Source organism: Niabella drilacis (assembly GCF_900101395.1).
GTDB classification, from domain to species: Bacteria; Bacteroidota; Bacteroidia; order Chitinophagales; family Chitinophagaceae; genus Niabella; species Niabella drilacis.
Genome location: NZ_FMZO01000004.1, coordinates 163,905 through 187,482 on the forward strand (window position 1 = coordinate 163,905; position 23,578 = coordinate 187,482).

Genomic DNA, 23,578 nt, shown 5'->3' on the forward strand with positions numbered 1-23,578 from the left:
AGAAAAATGAAGAAGAGACACTTACTGCTCGTTTTCTTTACTACGCTGCTATGTTGTGGAAACCTGCTTGCCCAGGTAAAGCGTACAATTACGGGCTCCGTTACAGATCCAGATGGAAGACCCATACCCGGTGCTTCTATTATTGAGAAAAGCACTTCCAATGGAGTGGCTGCAGATGAACAGGGCCGCTTTACCATTAACGTAACAGGCAATGCTACCCTTGATGTAAGCGCTGCCGGGTTTGAACCCATCGAACAAAAAACCGGCAACTCCAATGAAGTGACCATTATCCTGAAATCGGTTGAAAAAGCCGAGGATGAGGTGGTGGTAACCGCGTTAGGAATAAAAAGGGATAAAAGGTCCGTTGGATACGCAGTACAACAGGTAAAGGGGAGCGATATTACCATAGCGGCTCCCGTAGATGTAGCCCAGGGATTGGCAGGAAAAGTAGCAGGCCTGAATATTTCCACTTCAAACGGCCTGGGCAATGCATCTTCCCGCATAGTTATAAGGGGGAATAACTCGCTTAACGGCAACAACCAGCCGTTGATAGTAATAGATGGCGCTATCGTGGATAATACGCCTATTGCACAATCGGCTACCACGGGTACTGATATTTCTACGACGCGCGATTGGGGAAATTATTTAAGCTACCTTAACATGGATAATATAGAAAGTGTATCGGTGCTTAAAGGACCCAATGCCGCAGCCTTGTATGGCGCCCGGGGCGCAAACGGGGTATTGCTGATTACCAGTAAAAAGGGTTTGAAAAAGAAGGGGCTTGGCATCGACTACAATTTTACAACCAACTTTTCAAATGTTTACCGGTTTCAGGATGTACAGAACGAATATGGCGGTGGATTCGCTGCCGGCTTATGGTCGGCCAATCCGGAACTACCCAAAACAAAGAACGGTGAATATTACCTGCCCACCTTATATGGAGGCTCAAGTTATGCGACCGGCGGTACTGGTATTGGCGGTTATCATGGCTCAATCCCCGGAGGCTTTTATACCGCAGATATTTTCAGCTGGTTTGGCGCCAGTTCTTCCTGGGGGCCGAAGCTAAACGGGCAAATGGTGCGCTGGTGGGATGGCCAGTTAAGACCCTATTCCCCGCAGCCCGATAACCGGGAGGCTTACTACCGGCAGGCAAACGAAACCACACACAACGTGTCATTTTCATCAGGATCCGAACTGGGCACGCTCCGGCTGGCTGCCACACGAACAGATGCTACCGCGGTTGTTCCCAATACAAATTATAATAATACCAACTTTTCGCTGGGCTCACACGTAATTATTTCCAGAATATTAAATGCAGATGTAAACGTTGCGTACAATCAAAACTACCGGCTTAATACCCCCGAAATAGGCAGCAATAATTCCTGGTCAAAATTTTCGGTCTATGGGATGTCAAGAGAGTATAAGCCGTTGGAATTTGACCACTATAAAAATGCGGATGGTTCAAAAATTGACTTTGGAGCGGCCTATCCGCAGCAGGAATACAGCCGCGACTTATTCTGGTATTTCAATGAAAGGAATTCGAGGCTGAACAGGGATGAACTGATAAGTACTGTAAAACTGAATGCCGACATTACCCCATGGTTGAATGCATTTGTAAGAACATCAGCAAATCTGGTTGCCGAAAAATTCGAAACCATCAATAATACAACCTCCGGCTATAATGGGGTAACTGGCGGTGGATATTCAAAAGAACTGAATAAGAATAAGTTTCTGAATACCGATGTTATGGTTACGGCTCATAAGGATAATTTATTCTTTCAGGACTTTAACGCCAGCGCATCGGCGATGTACAATTCCTATTCTAATAAATCGACGGGTGTAGCGGGCTCAAACGGAGGAACCTTTATTGTGCCGGGCATTTATAGTTTGGGTAATATAATTGACGCCGACAGAGCCGATAAAAATAAATATAATACTTCTGAAAGAAGATATGAGGTGAAATCGGAGGGGGTGTTGGGGATCTTAAATCTTAGCTACAACAACTATTTATATTTGAACCTTACAGCGCGAAACGACTGGAACTCCACGCTGTCGCCTGATCAGAATTCAACATTTTATCCTTCAGGCGATTTAAGCTTTGTTTTTTCTGATGCTTTCAAAATGAGGTCGAGCGTGTTTTCCTATGGAAAACTGAGATTGAGCTATGGTAAAAGCGCCAATGCATCTGATCCTTACCTGTTAGGTGCTAATTATGATGTAAGTTCATACGGAGGACAACCCACCTATTCCTTTCCCAATGTTTTAAGGCCGGATAAGCTGGGCTTCCAAACATCGACCTCAACGGAAATAGGCACCAGTCTTGGTTTTTTAAACGACCGTATCAATCTTGATTTTAGTTTTTATAATATTCTGTCAAAAAACCAGATCCTGGCAGCTGATATTGCCCCCTCTTCAGGCGTAAATAGCATCACCTTTAATTCCGGTGAATTGAGAAACCGTGGCTTCGATTTTACAATTAATGCAGGCATTATTAAATCAGCGGATTTTGGCTGGAACCTCATCCTTAATGGCGCAAAGAATAACAACTTTGTAGTATCGCTGGCAGACGGAATTAAGGAGCTGCGGATCGGTGATATTTTTGGAGACCTGGGTGTGTTTATGAAAGTATCGCCCGGAGAAAAATACGGAGCTATTTATGGTACCGACTTTTTGAGGGATGATAATGGGAATAAAATCATCACAAATGTAAAGGATGCCTCCGGAAATGTAGTGGGTACGCTTTATAAAGCAACGACCAAACCCGTCATTATTGGTAATGCGTCTCCCAAGCTTACCGGTGGTGTTGGTAATACATTCCGGTATAAAAATTTCAGTTTATATGGTTTGGTTGATTTTAAAGTGGGCGGTGATATCTATTCCTTTGACCATTCAACAGCCATGGGTAGCGGTATTTCACCAGCCACACTGAAAGAGAGAGATGGCGGAGGTTTGCCCTATACGTTCCCCGATGGAACCACCGCCAATGTGGGCGTAATAATGGATGGCTATAACGTCGATGATGGCAAGATGAATGATAGAGTGGTAAACCCTATTTACAAATATGCGGGGTCGTACACCGGCTGGACACATTTAAACAGGCCGAGGAGCCTATCTGTTTTTGAAAATACCTGGGTTAAAATGAGAGAATTGGCGCTTTCTTATACGCTGCCCGCGGCCATTGCATCAAAAACTAAAGTGTTTCAAAGCCTCTCCTTATCATTGATAGGCAGGAACTTATTCTATTTTCACACCACATTGCCAGATCATTTGAATCCGGAAGCCATTATGGGGACCGGCAATGCACAGGGTTTACAATGGTCTGCCTTTCCAAGTATACGTACACTTGGATTCAGTTTAAAAGCACAGTTTTAACTCTTTAATTTCTATTAGCAATGAAACGAATTATAAAATCAAAAACAATATTATACTCCATACTACTGGGTAGTATAATACTTTCCACTACTTCTTGCAATAAGGACTTTGGAGATATAAATAAACCCTGGGATAATAAAGTATATACGCCTACAATACCAGGTCTGTACACCAGTATTGCTTCAAGCATGGCGGAAAATGGAAGACCGCTGTTCACTTCACACCTGTACCAGGCAAGCCAGTTAGCAGCGTCTTATTCGGCATCCGGCTATCGGTTGGATGATAAATCAAGCGCCTCCTGGTATAATTATTACGGGGCATTAATTGACTATAATAAAACAATGGAGCTGATAGAAAAGGACTCGGCTGTTGCCAGGATGACCAATATCAAGGCCATGTTAAAAACATTAATATCTCTTAAAACGCTCGCTAATACTACTTATTACGGTGATATGCCTTATTCAGAAGCCGGAAAATCCTATTTGGGAGCACAATATTATCGACCGGTATATGACAAGCAGCAGGATATTTTTTCGAATGCTCTTAAAGAGCTAAAGTGGGCAATTGATAATTTTTCTACTTCGACAAGCCAGATGTCGCTTGGTTCGGCGGACGTTTTGCTTCAGAATGACCTGTCGCTTTGGGTAAAATTTGCTAATTCTGTAAGACTGCGCTACGCGCTTATTTTACGTAACAAAGATGCCGCCGGCGCCGATGCGATTATTGCTGATGCCCTTTCAAAGCCTCTTTTAGAGCCCGCTGAATATATTAGTATAAATCCGGCGAAAATAACGGGTTTGCAAATAGACCGGTCAGGAACCTTCCGGGGCAACTCTTATATAAGAATGGGTTCCACAATCTGGAATGCCATGTCCTCCAGCGCTGCAACGGATGGTTCAGGGATCTATGACCTGCGCACAAAAATATTCTTTGAACCTAATAAGGCCGGGCAATGGAAGCCTTACCCGCAAAACCCACCTGCGGGCACAGAGGCGGAAACGGCCAACGGTGTTGTTGATGGAAAGAACAATGACCCGTATGCAGAGGCCAGAACTACGACATGGCTGGCGCCGGGAAACTACCTGTATTCTCCCCTCAATTACTACTATGTAGCAGACAGAACGATCCCCGACCTGATTATTACCGGCAGCGAAGTAAGTTTCTTAAAAGCCGAAATTTACAATCGTGGGATTGGAGGGGTGGCCGCCAACCCGGCAACGGCCAAGCAATTTTACAATGCGGGAATAACGGAATCAGTAAAATTCTGGTACAAAGTGGCCAATAGCTCTACTATTTGGGTGGTAAACAAGCCGGCTGCCGCACCTACTGATGGCGAATTATCCACCATGCTTGCCAATAGCAATGTCGCTTATAGTAATACCGTTGCTACCGCTCTTACTCAAATTTACAGACAATCCTGGCTGGCTATGTTTCATCAACCGTATGATGCCTGGGTACTGCAACGTCGTACCAATTATGGTACGCCATTTACACAGCTTGCTCCAACCAGTGAAGTGCTCGACCTGAACAAACTGATATATCCCCAGGCCGAAGCATCCAGCAACGCTGTTAACTGGCGGGCAGCTACAAATGGCGCCGATGATAAATCAAAGAAACCCTGGTTTATGCCATAAGAAGGTAATGACGATGATGAAATAGCTATCGGTTTTAAGAAATAAAAGGATTTTAAAGCTGTTTGGGGAGTAAAGATCCCTGAACAGCTTTTTTGTTTTTAGCGGCTGGCTGCCGGGTATGGCGGGGAAATAGGCCACGGGTGCATCATAAAAAATAGTCACCAACTTATTAATTATTTTAAAAACTTTATTAAATTCGTATTAACATTTTTTTACCAAATGGTTCTGCCATAGAAGCCCGGTAAGCCAAACGATTTTTAACGATTAAAATAAGTAAAACATGCAGAAGAAACATGTATTGTTGGTGTTCTTTGCCCTTCTTTTGAGTTGTGGCAGTTTATTGGCCCAGGTAAAACGTACGATTACGGGAATGGTCACCGACGATACCGGAGCCGCAATTCCCGGCGCTTCTGTTATTGAAAAAGGGACCGCCAACGGGGTGGCTGCCGATGAACAGGGCCGCTTTACCATTACAGTAGCCGCCGCTGCCACACTGGGTGTAAGTGCGGCGGGGTTTGAGACCACGGAATTAAAGCCGGGCAGCACCGGTGAAGTAGCGGTTACACTCAAATCGGCTGTGAAGTCGGAAGGGGAGGTGGTGGTAACGGCCCTGGGTATTTCAAAGCAAAAACGCCAGCTGGGTTTTGCTGTAACCGAAGTAAAAGGCGATGACCTGGCCAAAACCAACGAGGTAAATCCCATCAACGCGCTGCAGGGGCGCGTGGCCGGGGTGCAGATCGATATGGGGGGCGCCGGTGGGTTAATGGCCAACTCCAAAATTATTATCCGGGGCAACTCTACGCTGGGTAACAATAACCAGCCCATATTTGTGATCGATGGGGTGATCATGGACAATGACCAGTTCGGCGGTAAAGGCCGGGATTTTGGCAATGATCTGAAGAATCTGAATATGGAGGATTTTGAAAGTGTTTCGGTACTGAAAGGCTCATCTGCGGCGGCATTGTATGGTTCAAGAGCCGTGAACGGGGTGATCCTGATCACCACCAAAAAGGGAAAGCAACGCAAAGGCGTTGGTATTTCCGTCAATCATTCCTTAAGCATATCCGATCCTTATGCCGGGCCAAAGTTCCAGAATGAATTTGGCGGCGGTACTGTTGGCGACTTTTTCACAGACGCAAGAGACCCGAATTATAAATCAACAGAGCGGTGGACGACAAAAGTATTTCCAACCGACCCCGTAACCGGTAAACCTTATATTGACAGGGGTATTGGCCGTGAGCTGGAAAACTGGGGCCCCCGCATGCTGGGGCAGGACGTTATCAATTACGATGGCACTATGACGAAATATTTGCCGCAGCCCAATAACTTCCTGGATGTGTTCCAGAAAGGGATCGGCAATAATACTAATGTAGCCATTGATGGGGGTACAGACAGGTCCACATTCAGGTTTTCTTATAACCACAACCAGACGGAGGGGGTGGTAAGTAACAATCGTCTTTCCAAAAATGCCTTTGATTTGAGGGCTACCCATAAATTTACCAGCTTCCTGGATATGGATGTAAGCGTTGCCTATTCGGATTTTATGGGTTATAACCCACCCAGCCTGGGCGGCACAGATGCCTTTGCCTCCTATAATTTTGGTAAGCTGTACTCCTGGATGCTGCCGCGTAACTATGACACAAAATACTGGATGCAAAAAGAACATTATACCAGCCAGTTTGGCGGGGTGCCCAACCCGGCTACACCCGGGGAAACGAACCTGGCGCCCGAAACCCGGTTCTGGTTCTCCCTCTTTGAAAATAATTACATCCAGAAAGAGCAAATGCTGAGAGGCCGGGTGGCATTTACGATAAAACTGACAGATTGGGCCAGCCTGGTGCTGGATGGGAATATCAATAATATCTATACCCGCAATGAAACCAAGGAACTGGGACAGGGCGTCGGTTTCACCGGTGGTTCCTACGCGCTGGGTTTTAAAACCAAGGAAAGCAATATGCAGAAATGGATGCTGATGATGAATAAAGATATTAACCCGGATCTTTCTATTAATGGTTATATCGGGGGTGAGGCGCAACGTTATAAGACTACTTTTGAAAACAGTGCCACCAATGGCGGGTTGAGCTATCCCGGCAACTACTTCCTTGCAAACTCTGTGCTTCAGCCTACAACATCCGGGGGCATCAGAGACCGTAAAACGTTGAATTCATTGTATGCAAGTGCCGATATCGCGTATAAGAATATGCTTTTCCTGCAGGCAACCTGGCGCGGCGACTGGAGCAGCGCGCTTACTTATACTGATGGAACCGGGAACAATTTTTATAATTACCCCGCGGTTAGCTTGGCGTGGATATTTACAGAAATGCTTAAAGAAAGCAAGCCCGAATGGATCAGCTATGGAAAGTTCCGGGCGAATATAGCCGCATTAGGCGGAGATACAGATCCTTTTAAAATAAATACCGGGTTTGCATTTAGCGGGTATAGTACGGCGGGAGGAAACTCGGTGCCACTATCTACTTATAGCAGCAGTTCTGTATTACAGCCTAATCTTCAACCCCAGCGGAAAATTGCTAAAGAGCTGGGTATGGAAATGCGCTTTCTTAAAAGCCGTGTGGGATTCGATGTAAGCCTGTACCAGGATAATACCAGGAACCAGTTGCTGGATATCACCACACCGGTTGAATCGGGTGTGAACACCATATTTATTAATGCAGGTAATATTCAAAACAAGGGTATCGAAGTTTCAATAGACGGTACGCCGGTCAAAGGCAAAAACTTCTCCTGGAATACGGCCTTAACCTATGCCGTTAACCGCAATAAGATCGTGGACCTCTATCCCGGGAGAACGGAATATAACCTCCAGGCCAATATCGGGGAAATAAGCACCTGGGCTGTTGTGGGCAAGTCTTATGGCGTATTGAGAACGCAGATTCACTCAACTGCTTTCCAGGCCGTGGACGGGAACGGCAAACCGGTTGCTGACCCCAGGAATGGATTACCCATACTGGCCTGGAGAAGCGATTCCAGGACGGCTTTCCCGGCCCGCAGCAATACCTGGCAGGACGTGGGCGATATCAACGCTAAGTTCCGGAGCGGCTGGGATAATACGTTTACCTACAAAAACTTTAGTCTGAATGTACTGCTGGATGCAAAGATCGGCGGTGACTTTGTAGCCCTCAGCTACCGGTATGGAACCCATACGGGCGTCTTCCCCAATACCCTGCCTGGCCGCGACGCCCAGAACGGCGGCATTGTGTGGACCTCAAAGTATGCGAACGATGGGGGCACTTATGACGACGGAATTATTCCGCAGGGGGTGTTTGCCCCGGGACAAAAAGTGGATAAGCCCGGTGGAGGCACCGCTGATGTAGGTGGTATGACCTACCAGGAAGCTTATGATAAGGGGTTGGTAGAACCCTCCCATTTGCCGCAGTTTTATTATCGTTATGGTTCTTCTTCTACCGGTGTATCTGATTACTGGATCCTGAAAAATTCATGGATCTCTATGCGCCAGGTAGCCCTTTCTTATAATGTATCGCCCCGGATCTATGAGAGGCTGAAATTACGCGGGTTGTCTGTCTCTGCCGTAGGGCGCAACCTGATGTACCTGTACAATACATTGCCGTACAACTTTAACCCCGAGTCGAATAATTCCAACAATACGGCGTATTCCGGCGAGGAAGGCTTTTTGCCGATGGTAAGAAACTTTGTATTTACTATAAGGGCAGCATTTTAATTTTATCACCAATTTTAATTCAATTCAGATGCAACTCAAATCAAGATATATAATTGCAGGCGCATTGCTTTTAACAGGCTTTTCCTGCACAAAAAACTTTGGTGAACTAAATACAGACCCAACCATTGTTACTACCCCGGATGTAAAATACCTGCTCTCCTACTCCCAGGATAAATTGGCCACTTATAACGGAGGTGAATGGATCTGGGAGGGGATGGAGCAGCTGTTCCGCTATACCCAGCACGTGAGCGCCAGTCCTTACGAAATTACAAACAACGTAAATGCACGCTATGGTGTTTATTACAGCCAGATATTGCCCAACCTGTTTGAGATCCGGAGGCAGATCAGCACAAAGGCGGATAAAGACAATTACCAGAAAATAGCCGCCATTACCTATATCATCCAGGTACTGCATGGTATTAAAGTAACGGATATGAACGGCTCCATTCCCTACAGTGAAGCGGTGCAGGGCCGGTATGAAGGCAATTACAGCCCCGCGTATGACAGCCAGGAGGCACTGTTTAATACCTGGTTGTCCGAGCTGGACAGGTCCATCGGTATTTTGTCCAACACCAGCCTGGCGAACCAGGTAGATCCGGGTACTGCCGATATCTTTTATAAGGGCAGCTGGACCAATTGGGTAAAGCTGGCCAATACGCTCAAGCTGCGGATCGCTGCCCGGCTCGAAAACCAGAACCAGGCAAAAACGAAGGATATTTTCAAACAGGTGATGCAGGATGCCATTGGGCCCATTGATAATGATAATGCGCAGCTGACCTATGCCAATCCCAACTTCTCACCTTTTGGCAATGATATCAATTACAGGAGCGTACGCTATGGCAGTACTTCCATCATCAATTTTCTGAAAAAGGCAAATGATCCGCGCCTGCCCGTTTATTTTGAAAGCAATGGGGTAAGCAAATCCCTGTTTACCGGCAATGGTGTAACACCGCCGGCATTTATGGATATCAACGACCCCCTGATCCAGTACCAGGGAGCCCCGGCGGACTGGACCACCAATCCTACAGTGGCGGCCTACATCAGCAATGCAGTAACAATAGGCAGCAACAAATATTTTATGATTTCGCCTATTAACCGGAGATTTTTTTCTCCAAAAATGAATGGCCTCACAGGGAATTATACGGATGTGATGGTAACCAATGCAGAATCCTGCCTGCAGGTGGCTGAGTTTATACAAAAAGGTTATGGCAGCGGGGTTAATACAAAGGGAAGCGCCGAAGACTGGTATAAGAAAGGGGTGGCCTCCTCCATCAAGACCATGAACAGTATTGCAGTGACGGCACAGTCTGCAACCGGATTTACGGGTGATGGCACCACGGTTATTAATAATTACCTGGCAGGCAGCAACGTGAAGTTTAACGGGGTAAATGACCTGGAGCGTATTTATACCCAGGCATATCTGAATTTTTACAGAAATGCCTGTGAAGCCTTTGTGTTCGTACGCCGTACGGGGTACCCCAAAACGGCATCGGCCTACTATGCCCGTGAGCCGTTTACACAAACCATTCCACGTCGCTGGTGGACGAGCGATCCCGGCGAGGTGAACCGGAAAAACTGGGATGCGGCAATGACGGCGCAGGGCTTTACACCCAACGCGCAGGATGTACCCACGCTGAATACACAGCGGATCTGGTATGATAAAACAGCACCGGATTTTGGCGGGGGAAATTAGCAACGGTCCTTTGGTATTGGGGCCGGGTGTGGCCCGGGAACTCTTTTTTTAGGAACTGCGGGACAGGAGAACGACAGTCTTTCCTGTTTTATGGGGCCGGACTGGTAAAAGGGCCAATCGCCCCGAAACCCGGGCGGACCACCCGCCGCTGATCATTTTTACTATGTTGCAGGCGATCCGGGAACGGCGTACATTGGAAATAGGTACGATGTTTTACCGGATCGCCTGCGGCATTTTTTACCCATATTCTGCAGTCGCCCGGTCTGGGAACCCCCTTTTTCCCCTCCATTAGCCCCGGTTTTTAGGACCCGGAAGATTTTTTCAAAAAAAATGATTAACTACTTATTAATTATTTTAAAAAGTTCGTTAATTTTGTATTAACATTGCTTTAAGATTTTTTTAGCAAACTGTTGTGTTTACGATTGGCCTATAAACCAAACAAATTTTTAATGATTAAATGAGCGAAAAATGCAGAAGAAACACGTATTGTTGATATTCTTTGCCCTTCTTTTGAGTTGTGGCAGCCTGTTGGCCCAGACAAAACGTACGATAACCGGTGTTGTAACCGATAGCGAAGGCAAGCCGGTTCCGGGTGCTACGGTAGCGGTAAAAGGCACTACTAACGGAACGTCAACGGACACAGAAGGAAAGTATTCTATTGAGGTAAGCACAAGCAACCCCGTTCTGCAAGTTTCCTCGATCGGGTTTGCAAACCAGGAAGTAAAGGTTACCCGGGAAGGGGCCGTTGATATTTCCCTTGCCAGTGCGGGAGAAAAAGCGGAGGAAGAAGTTGTGGTAACGGCGCTGGGGATAAAACGGGATAAAAAGTCTGTAGGTTATGCCATTACCTCGCTTAAAGGGGATGACTTAATGAAGGCTGGTAATACCGTCAACCCGTTAACAGCGCTTTACGGACAGGCTGCAGGTGTAGGCATTTCTGTGGGTTCTGCAGGCCCTACGGGGAGTGTAAACATTAAAATACGGGGTGCGGCAGGTTTACAAACCGACACTAAAACAAGACCGTTGATTGTTGTGGATGGCGTGCCTATTTATGATGAGAACTCCAATATGGAATCCAGAGGATACGATCCGTTGAATTCTTTCGACTATGGATCGGGCATTAACGATATTAATGGGGAGGACATTGAGTCCATTGAAATATTGAAAGGTGCGAAAGCATCAGTATTATATGGTAGCAGGGCCGGAAACGGTGTGATCATGATCACTACAAAGAAGGGGGCAAAAACAAGAGGGTTTGGGGTAAACCTTTCCTTTCAATCAATGATGGAAACACCGGTTAGTTTCATTAACTGGCAAAACGAATACGGATCCGGTACAACGGTTTTTGATACCGTTTACGGTAAAGACAGGAGTGGTAATGCGGTAAGGATTATGAACAATGCCCGCCAGCAATTTGGTCCCAGGTTCGATGGCTCTTCCATTATGTTTTATGACAGTACGATGAGGACCTACCAGGCATATCCCAATAACTGGAATGACCTTTTCAAAAACACGTTTACCAATATTTATAACGCGGCCATATCCGGAGCCAATGATAAAGGAAGTATGCGCCTTTCCTATACGAGGAAAGATTATAAGGGCCAGATGAATAATTTTTTCCAAAAGGACAATACGATAAGTTTTCATGGCCAGATGAATGTATCAGAGTTCGCAAATTTTGAGGTAAACACCAACCTGTACAATATTTCAACCCAGAACCGTTATCCCAATATAGCCCGGTTGGTTTCTTATGGTTTTAACAGGGATATAGACTACCAGTCGCTGGCAAATAACTACAAAGATAGGCTGGGGCAGCAATACCAGTATAGCATGAATCCACTGGGAGTACCGGCGTCAGTAGGTGGCGATAATACCGGCTATTTCGGGATGCTTTGGGACCAAAATGAAAATAAGAACATTGACAATAAGACCCACCTGGTAAGTTCGTTTAAATTCACATTGAAGTTTACCCCCTGGCTTTCCTTAACCAGCAGTGCCGGTATCGATTATACTGATTGGGATTTTATTACAAAAGATGCCGTATCAAAAACAGTTCCAACTGTTAGCGGAGGGAAATACGCCTTTCAGAGAAAGAACTACAATGTATTAAATTATAACTCGTTCTTAAACTTTAATAAAACCTTTTCCAATGGGTTAGACCTGTTTGCTTTTGCTGGGCCGGAGTACAGTAAAACAACTTATAATGACGTTTCGCAGCAAACGGTTGGAGGGTTGTTGTACCCTAACTGGTATGATATTACTGCCGGTATTTCGAAATCGGGCGATTTTGGCCAGACAGGAGGCACAAAGCGTACTTCCCAGGTTTTATATAGTGTTTTAGGATCTGCTTCCCTGGGCTATAAGAGCACGTACTATTTGGAGTTGTCTGCACGAAATGACTGGTCTTCCCTGTTACCTCCGAAGTACAATTCTTACTTTTATCCAGGTGCTTCCGCTACATGGAATTTTAGCAATAACCTGAAACTGCCGGATCTTAATTATGGTAAGTTCAGATTTTCCTGGGCTAATGTAGGACGGGGTGCTCCTTATCCTTATTTTGCTTATCAATCTTATGGTTTAGGTGTTGCCGGAACTTCACAGGTTCCTACGGTTTATGGCCCCACGTCGCTGTTTGCCGGGGATATCAAGCCCGAGCGGAACAATGAATATGAAGTGGGCTTCAACACAAGGTGGTTTAAGAAAAAGCCGTTAGAAGTAGACTTCTCATTCTACACTGGTAATGTATATGATCAGATCATGGCATTAAACCTCACTAACTCCACTGCATTCTCAAATATTAAGCTGAATGCTGGTAATGTAAAAAAATGGGGATATGAGTTGTTTGTAAAATACAGCCCGATATCGAATGAGAAGCTAAGATGGGATGTAACCTTTAATGCCGCCAACCAGCGGTCTAAAGTAGTAAAACTCTATCCGGGTATGACACAGTATGCCATTACAGGAAGCGGGGCCTATTCTATTATGGCAATTGAAGGAAAACCGATCGGTGATGTTCAGGCGTTTGATTATTTAAGAGATCCCAGCGGAAATAAGATTGTTGGCAGCACAGGTCTTTATAGCCCGGATAAAACAAAGCTGATAACGGTAGCAAATGTTAATCCTGATTTCATAGGTGGATTTGGTACTGATTTTTATTATAAAAGCTTTAATCTTCACCTGGGATTTGATTATAAATTTGGCGGTACCTATCTTTCCTATTCTAATTACTATTTGCTGGGGAACGGTTCTGTGGAGGAGTCACTTAAATTCAGGGACGAGGCTAACGGAGGCCGTGCTTACTACATAGACGCCAGCGGAAAGAAAATTCCCTGGCAACATAACCAGCCCGCTCCTGCCGGTGCTGTCAAAGGAAGGGTATATCATGATGGGGTTATACAGCCAGGTGTAAAAGAAGTAACTGACGGTAGTGGAAATACGAGCTATGTACCCAATGACGTCATGATAAGTGCTGCTGATTATTATGGACAGTTTATACATGATATGAGTGAGTGGTTTCAACCGGATATGTTAACAAAGAATGATTATATTAAATTCAGGGAAGCTTCTTTGATGTACACACTGCCCAAGACATTTGTTAATAGGATAGGGTTTCAAAAAATTGCGGTTTCTTTAATTGCCAGAAATCTGTTTTACTTATACAAGACGATCAAACAGATCGATCCGGAGTCGGCGTTGGGTAGCAACTCATTTGTTGAATACTCCCCATTCCCCCAAATGCGTTCAGTGGGCCTAAAACTGGATATGAGTTTCTAATAAAATAAATTCTGATAAAAATGAAAAGATTATTAATAATACTATTAGGAGCCGCAGTCTGTTTCACTTCTTGTGAACGGGATCTCGCAGAGCAGTTTAAAGATCCTTCAAAAGTTGATCCTCCAACCGGGAATTTGTTTGCAGGAATGTTTACAGGGATGGTTTACGAGTGGAAACTCTATGTAAAAGATTACGGTGAATATTGGTGGGAGAATGATGGGAACACGCTCTCCAATTATGCTCAGATAAATCATCGGTATATTACTTCAAGATATGCATGGTATAGCGATTATGGTGACTTAGTAAATGAAAATGGATTTTACTCTACGGACAACGGTGCCATGAGCCATTTTAATGCACACTACACGCGCATGAAAGAGTGGGCTATAATGCGGGATGGTATTGAGCAATTGACTGGAAGTGCCAAAGATGAGGTGCAGGTGTTTTTCCAGCTTGCAACCGTAATGAAAGACGTGTGGGCGCTCAGATGTGTGGATCTGTTTAATAAGATTCCTTATTTCGATGCGATGAAGGGGAACCAGGGCGTTTTATATCCTAAGTATGATGATCCCAAAGAGATATACATATCGGTGCTGAATGATTTTAAGGATATCGCTGCAACATTGAAGGATAATTATAACAAAATGTCTGCAGATGGTAAAAGCCTTTTTGTTAAACAGGATATTGCATTAAAAGGAAATGTTGATCAATGGGTACAATATGTGAATGCGCTAAGATTACAGTACGCCATTAAACTGGCGGGCGTGGACGAGGCTACCGCAAAACCTCATATTGCAGAAGCTCTGGGCAACCTGCCTACCTCCGATTTAGCGTTTCCTACTTATACTACAGACAATGGCGGTGGCGGTGGAACCTGGCTAAGGGGGGTTTATGAAAGAAGCTTTGTACACTTTATGCCGGACTTGCTGATGAGGAATATGAACTTTGCAGATAGTTCCTATAATGAAGGAGGCGTTGATGATCCTCGCTTACCGGTATTGATAATGCCTACAAAATATGGTGACTACCGGTCTGTAAGTATGAACGCAGACTCTAATGCAAAGTACTATAATGCGGGAGATACCTATTATACCGCCGCTGACAATATTGATGCAGCACTTTCCATGAATGGAAAATCAGAGTATAGCATTGTTACATTTGCTATGAATGCGCCTAATTTCCCGGCGGTGATGATCACGCTTGCCGAGGTCGACCTTCTAAAGGCCGAAGTTGCCATTAAAGGGTATGCAACAACGGATAAAACGGCAGCAGATTATATAAAAGACGCGGTGGTGCATTCCTGTAATTTTTGGTATAATATCAATGATCTTAACAGAACCTTCCGCCCAGACAAACCTGCACTGCATCCGGTGAAATCGACGAGTGATATTGAGACGTATTCGAATAAAGTGCGAACAAAATTCGTCGCGCAAACGGGCGTCGAAAACCAAATGGAAGTACTGATGCAGCAAAAGTATATTCATCTCAATATATCCAACCAATATGAATTGTTCGCTGAACTTCGCAGAACGAGACACCCATTGTTGGATCCGTTTGTGTTTAATGGTGTTGTTATGAAACCATGCCCCGAAAGGATTAAATATCCTTCAACAGAGCTGCAGACCAACCAGGAGGAGTTCTTAAAAGTGGGTGCTGATAATAATTATACAACCCCTATATTCTGGGTACCGGCTGCTAAGAAAGGTGTTAGTTATTATAGGTAGGCAATTCCCTTAATGACCTGTCGGAAAATGGAAGAGGGCATTAAGAATTATTAGATACACACAATTGATTTTATCAGAGGCTGTAATCATAATTGAGCACAGCCTCTTTTTATTTGCTTTGAACGTCCGAAATAAAGGGTTTATTCAACGCGTTCTCCTTATTAAACCGGAATCAGTAACTTACCCGCTATTAATAGTGATGAAAATGTCCTTCGTATTAAGATATTTGACTGTAACATTCTTATCCGGTGTTATATGTTGTTCGGTTTCCGGGCAGGGCCCTGCCTACAAAGATCCCACCCTTCCCATCGAAACCCGTGTACAGGATCTTCTTTCGCGCATGACGCCGGAGGAAAAGTTCTGGCAGTTGTTTATGATTCCGGGCGACCTGGATAAGGCTGCTCCCGGCCAGTACAAAAACGGGTTGTTCGGCTTTCAGGTAAGCGCCGCCACAACCGGTGCGGGAGAGGCGGCACAGCAAATGCTGAGCTACAACCGGAGCGGGGAAAATGCGCTGGCGCTGGCAAAAAAGATCAATAGCATCCAGCGCTATTTTGTTGAAAATACGCGACTGGGAATTCCGTTATTGTTTTTTGATGAAGCATTGCACGGACTGGTGCGCAGTGATGCAACGTCCTTTCCCCAATCCATAGGTCTGGCAGCTACCTTTGATACGGCAATGATGCGCCGGGTGGCCAATGCTATTGCGGATGAAACAAAACAGCGGGGCATCCGGCAGATCCTTACACCCGTGGTGAACCTGGCCTCGGATGTGCGCTGGGGCAGAACGGAGGAAACCTATGGGGAGGACCCCTTTCTGACATCCGCAATGGGCGTTGTTTTTGTTAGCTCCTTTGAAAAAAAGAATATCATTACCACGCCCAAACATTTTGTGGCGAATGTGGGTGATGGAGGCCGGGACAGCTATCCCATTTACTGGAATGAACGCTACCTGGAGGAAACGCATTTCCTGCCCTTTAAGGCTTGTTTTCAGAAAGGTGGCAGCCGGTCGGTTATGACGGCTTATAATTCACTGGATGGAACGGCCTGTACGGCTAATTCCTGGCTGCTGAATACCAAACTGAAAAAGGAATGGGGTTTTAACGGCTTTGTTATTTCAGATGCGGGGGCAACAGGAGGAACGCTGGTCTTGCATCATACTGCAAAAGATTACCCGGAATCTGGCGCGCAGGCGGTCAATGGCGGATTGGATGTGATCTTCCAAACCGACTACCAGCACTATAAATTATTTGACCCGCATTTTTATGATGGAAGGATCAGCCGGCAGCGGATCGATGATGCGGTGGCACGGGTGCTGCGCGCAAAGTTCGAACTGGGATTGTTTGACCATCCCTATGTGGATGAAAAAAAAGCGGCGGAGCAATTCAACCACCGGCCGGTGGCAAAACAGGCAGCACTTGAATCTTTTGTATTGCTGAAAAACGAAAAGAGGATCCTTCCCTTTTCAAAAAATATCCGGAGGCTGGCGGTAATTGGCACTGATGCTACCGAAGCCCGGCTGGGCGGGTACAGCGGCCCCGGTATTCATAAGATATCTATGCTGGAGGGATTAAAAGAAAAGATGGGGGCTGCTACGGCGATCACCTATGCCCCGGGCCCGGGCCGGGGTGATGCAGCCTGGACTCCCCTGCCGGCGAACCTCCTGTGGCATTACGAAGGGACTGTTTTAAAAAAAGGGTTGCAATTCAGTGTCTTCGACCGGATCGATTTCGCGGGGCAACCGCTGGATAGCGGCGTAGATGCAGCGATCAATAAACTCTGGACCCTTTCGCGTCCTTCACCAAAGTTAAATCAGGACTTCTATGCGGTCCGTTGGGAAGGTATAATCCGCCCGGATGTTTCGGGCCGCTATCAGGTAGGACTGAGCGGCAATGATGGTTTCCGTTTGTATCTTGATGACCGCCTGGTCATTGATAACTGGAAAAAGGAATCTTTCAGGACCGTGCTTGCCCCGGTTTCTTTTACAAAAGGAAAAGTATATAAGCTGAAGGTGGAATATTATGAGCCGGTGGGGAACGGAAAACTGCAGCTGGTTATCCAGGGAGCAGACGACCGGGAGGCAAAGATCCGGGAAGCGGTGGCTGTTGCAGAAAAGGCAGATGCGGTGGTCATTGCCGCAGGCATCGAGGAAGGCGAATTCAGAGACCGCGCCATGTTAGCGCTTCCCGGGATGCAGGAGGAACTGATCCGGCGGGTATCAAAAACGGGGAAACCGGTTGTGGTGGTACTTGTTGGCGGAAGCGCCATAACTATGAATAACTGGATCTCCGGCGTAAAAGGGATCCTGCAAGCCTGGTATCCCGGTGAGGAAGGAGGGAATGCGGTAGCGGAGGTGTTAATGGGCGATTATAATCCAGCCGGCCGCCTGCCCATTACGTTTCCATTGCATGAAGCCCAGCTACCGCTTGTATACAACCATAAGCCCACGGGCCGTGGGGATGATTATGAAAACCTGTCGGGCCGGCCATTATTTCCCTTTGGCTTTGGGCTTAGCTACACAACATTTGAATACAGCAATATCCGGTTGGATCAACAGCGTATGGGAATTGCTGATTCGGTGCGGGTACGGTTCACCCTTAAGAATACCGGTGCTGTAAGCGGAGAAGAAGTACCGCAGCTCTATATCCGCGATGATCTGGCTTCGCTGGCACAGCCGGTACTGGCCTTAAAAGGATTTCAGCGGGTGCGGCTGAAGCCCGGCGAAACAAAGGAGCTTGATTTTCTGATTACACCAGAATTATTGGAGATGCTGAATCAGGAAATGAAATGGATAGTAGAGCCTGGAAGTTTTAGTATTATGATCGGTGCTTCTTCTGCGGATATCCGGTTGCGGACGACTTTAACTGTCGAATAAGCAAAATGGTGTAATTTAATAAAGCTGGGGTGATCTGCGTGTATGCCTGAGACGGATAATACGGATCTGATTGTTTTTTACCCTGTAAGAAACACGATAGCGGTGTATTTCAAAAGCACGCCATGTTCCATCATTGTTTGTTTTGTACTTATCTGCGCGATGTTTGTCTGGTTGGTCTGTCAAGCTCAGGATCGCATCAATAATCTCCTGTCGAACCTTTATTGCATTTTGATGGGAATCTTTTAGAATGTATTCGTAGGCGCTCTTTAATTCGTTTTTTGCAATCTCGTTCCATACAATCACCATCGCTCCATTTCCTTTAGTAGGCCTTCCATGGTAGTGTATTTGCCTTTTTCAATTTCGGTATCTCCTTCCTCCAGCTCGTTATTATATTCCTCCAAAGTCTGTGGATTACCATCAGTTTTGAATGGCACACCAAGGAACCTCAATGTTTCCAAAAGAAATTTCTTCTTGGCAGAGTCGTTGATTTTATCAAAATCAATAATCAATTCCATAATACTACAAATTTACACTTTTTCCTCTTGTTTTCGGTCTCCGGGGAAACCTAGCTGATCGGTGCTTCTTCTGCAGATATCCGGTTGCGGACGATGTTGACGGTAAAATAATGGAATCTATTCCAATACTACTGTGAGTATGTTCCTTAACAACTTGAAATGGAGATGCTAAATAGTCGCCTATGTCGTTCAGTCGCCCAAAATTAATGAGCTATCGATTGCCAACGATACAAAATAAGAGTACTAGCCTTTGCAAGGTAAAGGTAACAGCCAGGAATGTGCAGGCACTGGCCGGTTTCTGCTTTGAAGGCTGTATATCCCGGTTCCGGAAAATAAAACAGCGTACAGTTTACGCTACCTCTTCAAACACACCTGTCTGCCGGTTCTTGCGCACATTATCTGCCTTAAAGTACCGTCCGTTCATAGCCACGTAAACGCCATGAGGCAGGGATTGGGCAAAGGCAATGGCGCTGCCCAGGTTAAACAATCCATCGGAGCTTCCAAATTTAATGGGAATCATGGCCCCGGTCAGCACGATCGTTTTGTTTTTGACCCGTTCGGCTAATAACTGTGCGGTTACAGACATTGTATCCGTTCCATGGGTGATCACGATCTGTTCTTCTTCGCTTTGTTCACATTGATAAGCGATCAGTTCCCGGTCTTCATCGGTCATTTCCAGGCTGTCTACCATCATCAGGGTGCGGATTTCAACAGGAACGGTGTTGCGTCCTTTTTCCAGCAATTCATGTAAATGCGTGTCTTTAAAATAAAGCTCCCCATTCAGCATATTGTACTCTTTATCAAAAGTGCCACCGGTTATAAAGATGCGTATTGCCATACCTGCAAAAGTATCGCATTCCGGCCAGAATGTAGGCGCGGAGCGGGTTTGGTATACGAACACCTGATCGTGCTTTTTTAATTTGAATGATGGGTATGGGATTTTATTAGTGGTTTCAACAGTGATCCCAGGCAATCTTGCAAAAAGTAAAACGCATCGGGTAAATAAATTGATATTCTGAAATGAGCCGACAGTTTTCAGTAATCAATTTCTATCGGCAGCGTCAATAACCCCCGAATCGAAGATCCGGCATCAAGCAACAAACGAATCCCAACCCGAAACATTGAGCATTAAACCTGGAACTTATTGTCGTTTCCGGCTTCTCAGCCGGGCTTCTTCCAGGTCCAGTTCCCATTCCTTTTCCTTGATCAGCTCCTCGCTAAAGGTTCCGTTTACCCGGAACTTCATCAGTTCATTGCGTTTTACATTGATCAATTCCAGCAGTAATTGCCGGAACCGCGGCATAGACTCATCCACCGCAGGGGCATCACCGGATTTCAGTCCCAGCTTTTGTTTGGCGGCGTCAATCATATGACTGTACCGGTTACGCGTGAGTAAAAAAGGCTCGCTTTGTTCGAGGTCGTCCCTGTAATGCACATCAATATATTTCAGCGCCAGCTCTGCCAGCCGCAATTTCAATTGCTGGTTCTCTGTTTTCCGTTTGTCTTCGGCAACATCCCGGATCTTCAGCAACCGGATCAGCGGTGATATTGTAAGTCCCTGTAGTACCAATGTTACAATGATCACCACAAACGTAATGAAGAGGATCAGGTACCGGTAGGGGAACTCTACATTGTTTTTTATGTAAAACGGAATGGCCAGTGCCGCGGCTAAGGATACCACACCCCGCATGCCGCACCAGGCTACCAAGAAGGTCTCTTTGTTTGTAGGAACCGCGGTATCCGGCGCCCATCTGCGTTTGATACGTACGCGGATATAATTGGAAGTATACACCCACACAATACGGATCAGGATCACAGCTCCGCTAATAATAAGCCCATAACCAAGCGCTTCCTTGACCGTGTTTTTAGTGAAGTTGGAAACAATAAAGGGCAGCTGTAACCCGATAAGAATAAATATAAATCCGTTCAGTAAAAACGTAAGCGTGTCCCATACGCCTGCCATATGGATCCGCGACTGGTATCCCAGCATCCGGTGGGTATGATAGCTCAGGAACAATCCGCCCGCAACCACCGATAATACTCCGGAGCAATGAAAATACTCCGCTACCAGGTACATCACGTAGGGCGACAGCAGGGTGAAGGCCGTATCGATCGCTGAAGTGGTAGGAAAGAAACGAAGGATCAGGTAAATGATACCTGCGATAGCCAAACCGATACAAATGCCCATTCCTGCAACCACAAAAAAACTTTTTGTAGCCGTCCATACACTGAACTGACCGGAGATTACGGCGAGCAATGCAAAGCGGTAAACGATCAAACTGGAAGCATCATTTACCAGGCTTTCGCCTTCCAGCAGGTTTACCACATTGCGGGGAACCTTCAGCCCTTTTAATACAGAAGTGGCAGCAACGGCATCCGGTGGAGAAATAATACCGCCTAATACGAATCCCAGTGCCAGCGTAAAACCCGGTATCAATGCGGTAGAGAGGAACGCAATAATAGTGGAAGTGAAAAATACCAGACCAAATCCCAAGAGGGCGATACGCCGTTTTAATTTCCAGAAGTCTGCCCAGGGCATCTGCATTGCGGCGGAGAAAAGTACCGGCGGCAGGAAGATCAGAAAAACGATATCCGGGTTGATCTTTATCTCGGGTGTGCCCGGAAGCATGCTGATGACGAGCCCGGCCATCACCAAAAAGATCGGGTAAGAAATTTTTAGTTTATTACCCAGCATAGTAAGCAGGGTAATGAGGAAGAGCATGGTCAGGATCAGTAAAAGCCGGCTTTCGATCATGCCTTAATATACGGAATTTCTTTTTTTGAATTTGAAAATTCGGGAATGTGGAAATATAAGATACAGTTCCGGTTCGGTGGCCTGTATGCTGATGAAATACCTGGATTAGAAATGAGGAGCCAGAAATGAGAACCTGTACCTTGAACAGCTGTCCATTAATCATTAAAACGGATCTGATGTGAAACATTGAACCTGAAACCTTAAACCTGTTCCTCCCGGTCTTCCGGCCGGATGATCATCCGGAAGGATTGGTCCCTGCTGAAATAGGCAATGATCCAGTTCGTCAACGTCCGCAGCCGGTTCTTCAACGTAAGCAACGACATTACGTGGATGAACAGCCAGATCAGCCAGGCAAAAAAACCGCCAAAACGCATTTTGGGTTTGGTAAGATCCGCCACGGCCTTATTGCGGCCGATAATGGCCATGGAGCCTTTGTCTACATAGGCAAAAGGCTTCAATCGTTGCGGATGCAACAGATTCTTGGCAAGGTTGGCGCCCTGCTGAAGGGCTACCTGTGCCACCTGGGGATGGCCGTTGGGGAAAGCCGCGTCAGTGGTCTGTAAACAGGTATCGCCGATGGCATAAATAGCTTCAACGCCGGCTACCTTATTATAGGCATCAACGATCAGGCGCTTACCACGCCCGTAACAGGCTGCCGGGATACCTTCAAAGGTTTTTGCTGCCACACCCGCTGCCCAGATCAGGTTCTTCGTTGCAATGATGCTGCCATCTGATAAAAGAACCGTATCATTTACAAAATCCTTTACGGTGGTATTGAGTTTTATGTGTACGCCCAGGGCCTCCAGCGATTTCTTGGAATACTGCTGGGCATTTTTCGACATGGGTTTTAATACAGCATCTCCGCCGTCTACCAGGAAAATTTCCCCCAGGTTCCTCCCAACAAGATCGGGATAGTCTTTCCGGATGATCGTAGCCCGCATTTCTGCAAACATGCCGGAGATTTCCACGCCTGTAGGGCCTGCACCCGCTACAACAAAGGTCACCAGTTTTCTTTTATAGTCGAGGTCCGTGGCGCGGGATGCTTCTTCCAGCCGGTTCAAAAGTGTATTCCGCATAGCGAGTGCATCGCTCAGTGTTTTCATCGGGATGGCATTCTGCTGCACCTGCTCCATCCCGAAATAATTAGTGGTAGCACCGGTTGCCAGCACCAGGATATCATAGTTCAGGGATCCGTTTGACAGGATGATTTTTTTTTCACCGGGAAGTACTTCTTTTAAAGCACCCATCCGGAAGCGGATATTCTTCTTGCCTCTTAAAAATTTGCGGAACGGGTAACTGATACTGGAGGGTTCCAGGAAGCCGGTGGCCACCTGGTACAGGAGCGGGGGAAAGAAGTTATAATTGTTGCTGTCTACCAGGGTGACCTCAAAACCCGGCTGATTATTGAGTTTCTTGGCCAGGGTTACGCCTGCAAAACCACCACCAACGATCACTACTTTTTTAGATTGATCCATAGGAATTTGTTTTAATGAAGACCGGCGAGGTATTTAATCAGCGGACCGGGAACCTCACTGGTCTGCA

At 46.1% G+C, this 23,578-nt stretch carries 12 protein-coding genes; 7 read left to right on the forward strand and 5 right to left on the reverse strand.

The window, feature by feature from the left end:
• Positions 1–6 precede the first annotated feature (6 nt).
• The 7 genes from BLS44_RS09170 to BLS44_RS09210 all read left to right on the forward strand — a co-directional run bounded on the left by BLS44_RS09170 (position 7) and on the right by BLS44_RS09210 (position 18,766).
• A complete protein-coding gene (locus tag BLS44_RS09170) occupies positions 7–3,372 on the forward strand; it encodes a SusC/RagA family TonB-linked outer membrane protein (protein WP_176954364.1) in 3,366 nt (1,121 codons plus the stop codon).
• Between the two features lie 20 nt (positions 3,373–3,392).
• Positions 3,393–5,006, forward strand: a complete 1,614-nt coding sequence (locus tag BLS44_RS09175; RefSeq protein ID WP_090389776.1) for a SusD/RagB family nutrient-binding outer membrane lipoprotein — start codon at positions 3,393–3,395, stop codon at positions 5,004–5,006.
• A gap of 280 nt (positions 5,007–5,286) precedes the next feature.
• A complete protein-coding gene (locus BLS44_RS09185) occupies positions 5,287–8,700 on the forward strand; it encodes a SusC/RagA family TonB-linked outer membrane protein (protein WP_090389778.1) in 3,414 nt (1,137 codons plus the stop codon).
• 28 nt (positions 8,701–8,728) lie between these two features.
• Positions 8,729–10,393: a SusD/RagB family nutrient-binding outer membrane lipoprotein gene (locus BLS44_RS09190; RefSeq protein ID WP_090389779.1), complete on the forward strand. Its 1,665-nt coding sequence runs from the start codon at positions 8,729–8,731 to the stop codon at positions 10,391–10,393.
• A 468-nt stretch (positions 10,394–10,861) separates the two neighbouring features.
• Complete coding sequence (locus tag BLS44_RS09200; protein WP_090389781.1) at positions 10,862–14,167, forward strand: SusC/RagA family TonB-linked outer membrane protein; 3,306 nt, start codon at positions 10,862–10,864, stop codon at positions 14,165–14,167.
• 20 nt (positions 14,168–14,187) lie between these two features.
• The gene (locus tag BLS44_RS09205; RefSeq protein ID WP_090389782.1) at positions 14,188–15,891 is read left to right on the forward strand and encodes a SusD/RagB family nutrient-binding outer membrane lipoprotein; all 1,704 of its coding nucleotides are present in this window, start codon (positions 14,188–14,190) and stop codon (positions 15,889–15,891) included.
• Between the two features lie 205 nt (positions 15,892–16,096).
• Positions 16,097–18,766 (forward strand): glycoside hydrolase family 3 C-terminal domain-containing protein, encoded by a 2,670-nt coding sequence (locus BLS44_RS09210; RefSeq protein WP_218127719.1) that lies wholly within the window; start codon positions 16,097–16,099, stop codon positions 18,764–18,766.
• 15 nt (positions 18,767–18,781) lie between these two features.
• On the opposite strand, the gene BLS44_RS09215 is transcribed toward BLS44_RS09210, so the two are convergent.
• The 5 genes from BLS44_RS09215 to BLS44_RS09235 all read right to left on the reverse strand — a co-directional run bounded on the left by BLS44_RS09215 (position 18,782) and on the right by BLS44_RS09235 (position 23,511).
• Complete coding sequence (locus BLS44_RS09215) at positions 18,782–19,072, reverse strand: type II toxin-antitoxin system RelE/ParE family toxin (protein WP_090389784.1); 291 nt, start codon at positions 19,070–19,072, stop codon at positions 18,782–18,784.
• Entirely contained in the window at positions 19,066–19,281 is a 216-nt protein-coding gene (locus BLS44_RS09220; protein WP_090389785.1) for a hypothetical protein, read from the reverse strand. Before BLS44_RS09220 ends, BLS44_RS09215 begins: the two co-directional genes overlap by 7 nt.
• 349 nt (positions 19,282–19,630) lie before the next feature.
• Entirely contained in the window at positions 19,631–20,182 is a 552-nt protein-coding gene (locus BLS44_RS09225) for an asparaginase domain-containing protein (protein ID WP_245729156.1), read from the reverse strand.
• Between the two features lie 240 nt (positions 20,183–20,422).
• Positions 20,423–22,036, reverse strand: coding sequence for a Na+/H+ antiporter (locus tag BLS44_RS09230; RefSeq protein ID WP_090389786.1), 1,614 nt, complete (start codon positions 22,034–22,036; stop codon positions 20,423–20,425).
• 200 nt (positions 22,037–22,236) lie between these two features.
• The gene (locus tag BLS44_RS09235) at positions 22,237–23,511 is read right to left on the reverse strand and encodes an NAD(P)/FAD-dependent oxidoreductase (RefSeq protein ID WP_090389787.1); all 1,275 of its coding nucleotides are present in this window, start codon (positions 23,509–23,511) and stop codon (positions 22,237–22,239) included.
• Between the last annotated feature and the right edge of the window lie 67 nt (positions 23,512–23,578).

What these genes read in the sequence shown, in the direction of transcription:
- BLS44_RS09170 (WP_176954364.1), top strand. Translation starts at nt 7, where the DNA reads ATGAAGAAGAGACACTTACTGCTCGTTTTCTTTACTACGCTGCTATGT.
- BLS44_RS09175 (WP_090389776.1), top strand. Translation starts at nt 3,393, where the DNA reads ATGAAACGAATTATAAAATCAAAAACAATATTATACTCCATACTACTG.
- BLS44_RS09185 (WP_090389778.1), top strand. Translation starts at nt 5,287, where the DNA reads ATGCAGAAGAAACATGTATTGTTGGTGTTCTTTGCCCTTCTTTTGAGT.
- BLS44_RS09190 (WP_090389779.1), top strand. Translation starts at nt 8,729, where the DNA reads ATGCAACTCAAATCAAGATATATAATTGCAGGCGCATTGCTTTTAACA.
- BLS44_RS09200 (WP_090389781.1), top strand. Translation starts at nt 10,862, where the DNA reads ATGCAGAAGAAACACGTATTGTTGATATTCTTTGCCCTTCTTTTGAGT.
- BLS44_RS09205 (WP_090389782.1), top strand. Translation starts at nt 14,188, where the DNA reads ATGAAAAGATTATTAATAATACTATTAGGAGCCGCAGTCTGTTTCACT.
- BLS44_RS09210 (WP_218127719.1), top strand. Translation starts at nt 16,097, where the DNA reads ATGTCCTTCGTATTAAGATATTTGACTGTAACATTCTTATCCGGTGTT.
- BLS44_RS09215 (WP_090389784.1), bottom strand. Translation starts at nt 19,072, where the DNA reads ATGGTGATTGTATGGAACGAGATTGCAAAAAACGAATTAAAGAGCGCC.
- BLS44_RS09220 (WP_090389785.1), bottom strand. Translation starts at nt 19,281, where the DNA reads ATGGAATTGATTATTGATTTTGATAAAATCAACGACTCTGCCAAGAAG.
- BLS44_RS09230 (WP_090389786.1), bottom strand. Translation starts at nt 22,036, where the DNA reads ATGATCGAAAGCCGGCTTTTACTGATCCTGACCATGCTCTTCCTCATT.
- BLS44_RS09235 (WP_090389787.1), bottom strand. Translation starts at nt 23,511, where the DNA reads ATGGATCAATCTAAAAAAGTAGTGATCGTTGGTGGTGGTTTTGCAGGC.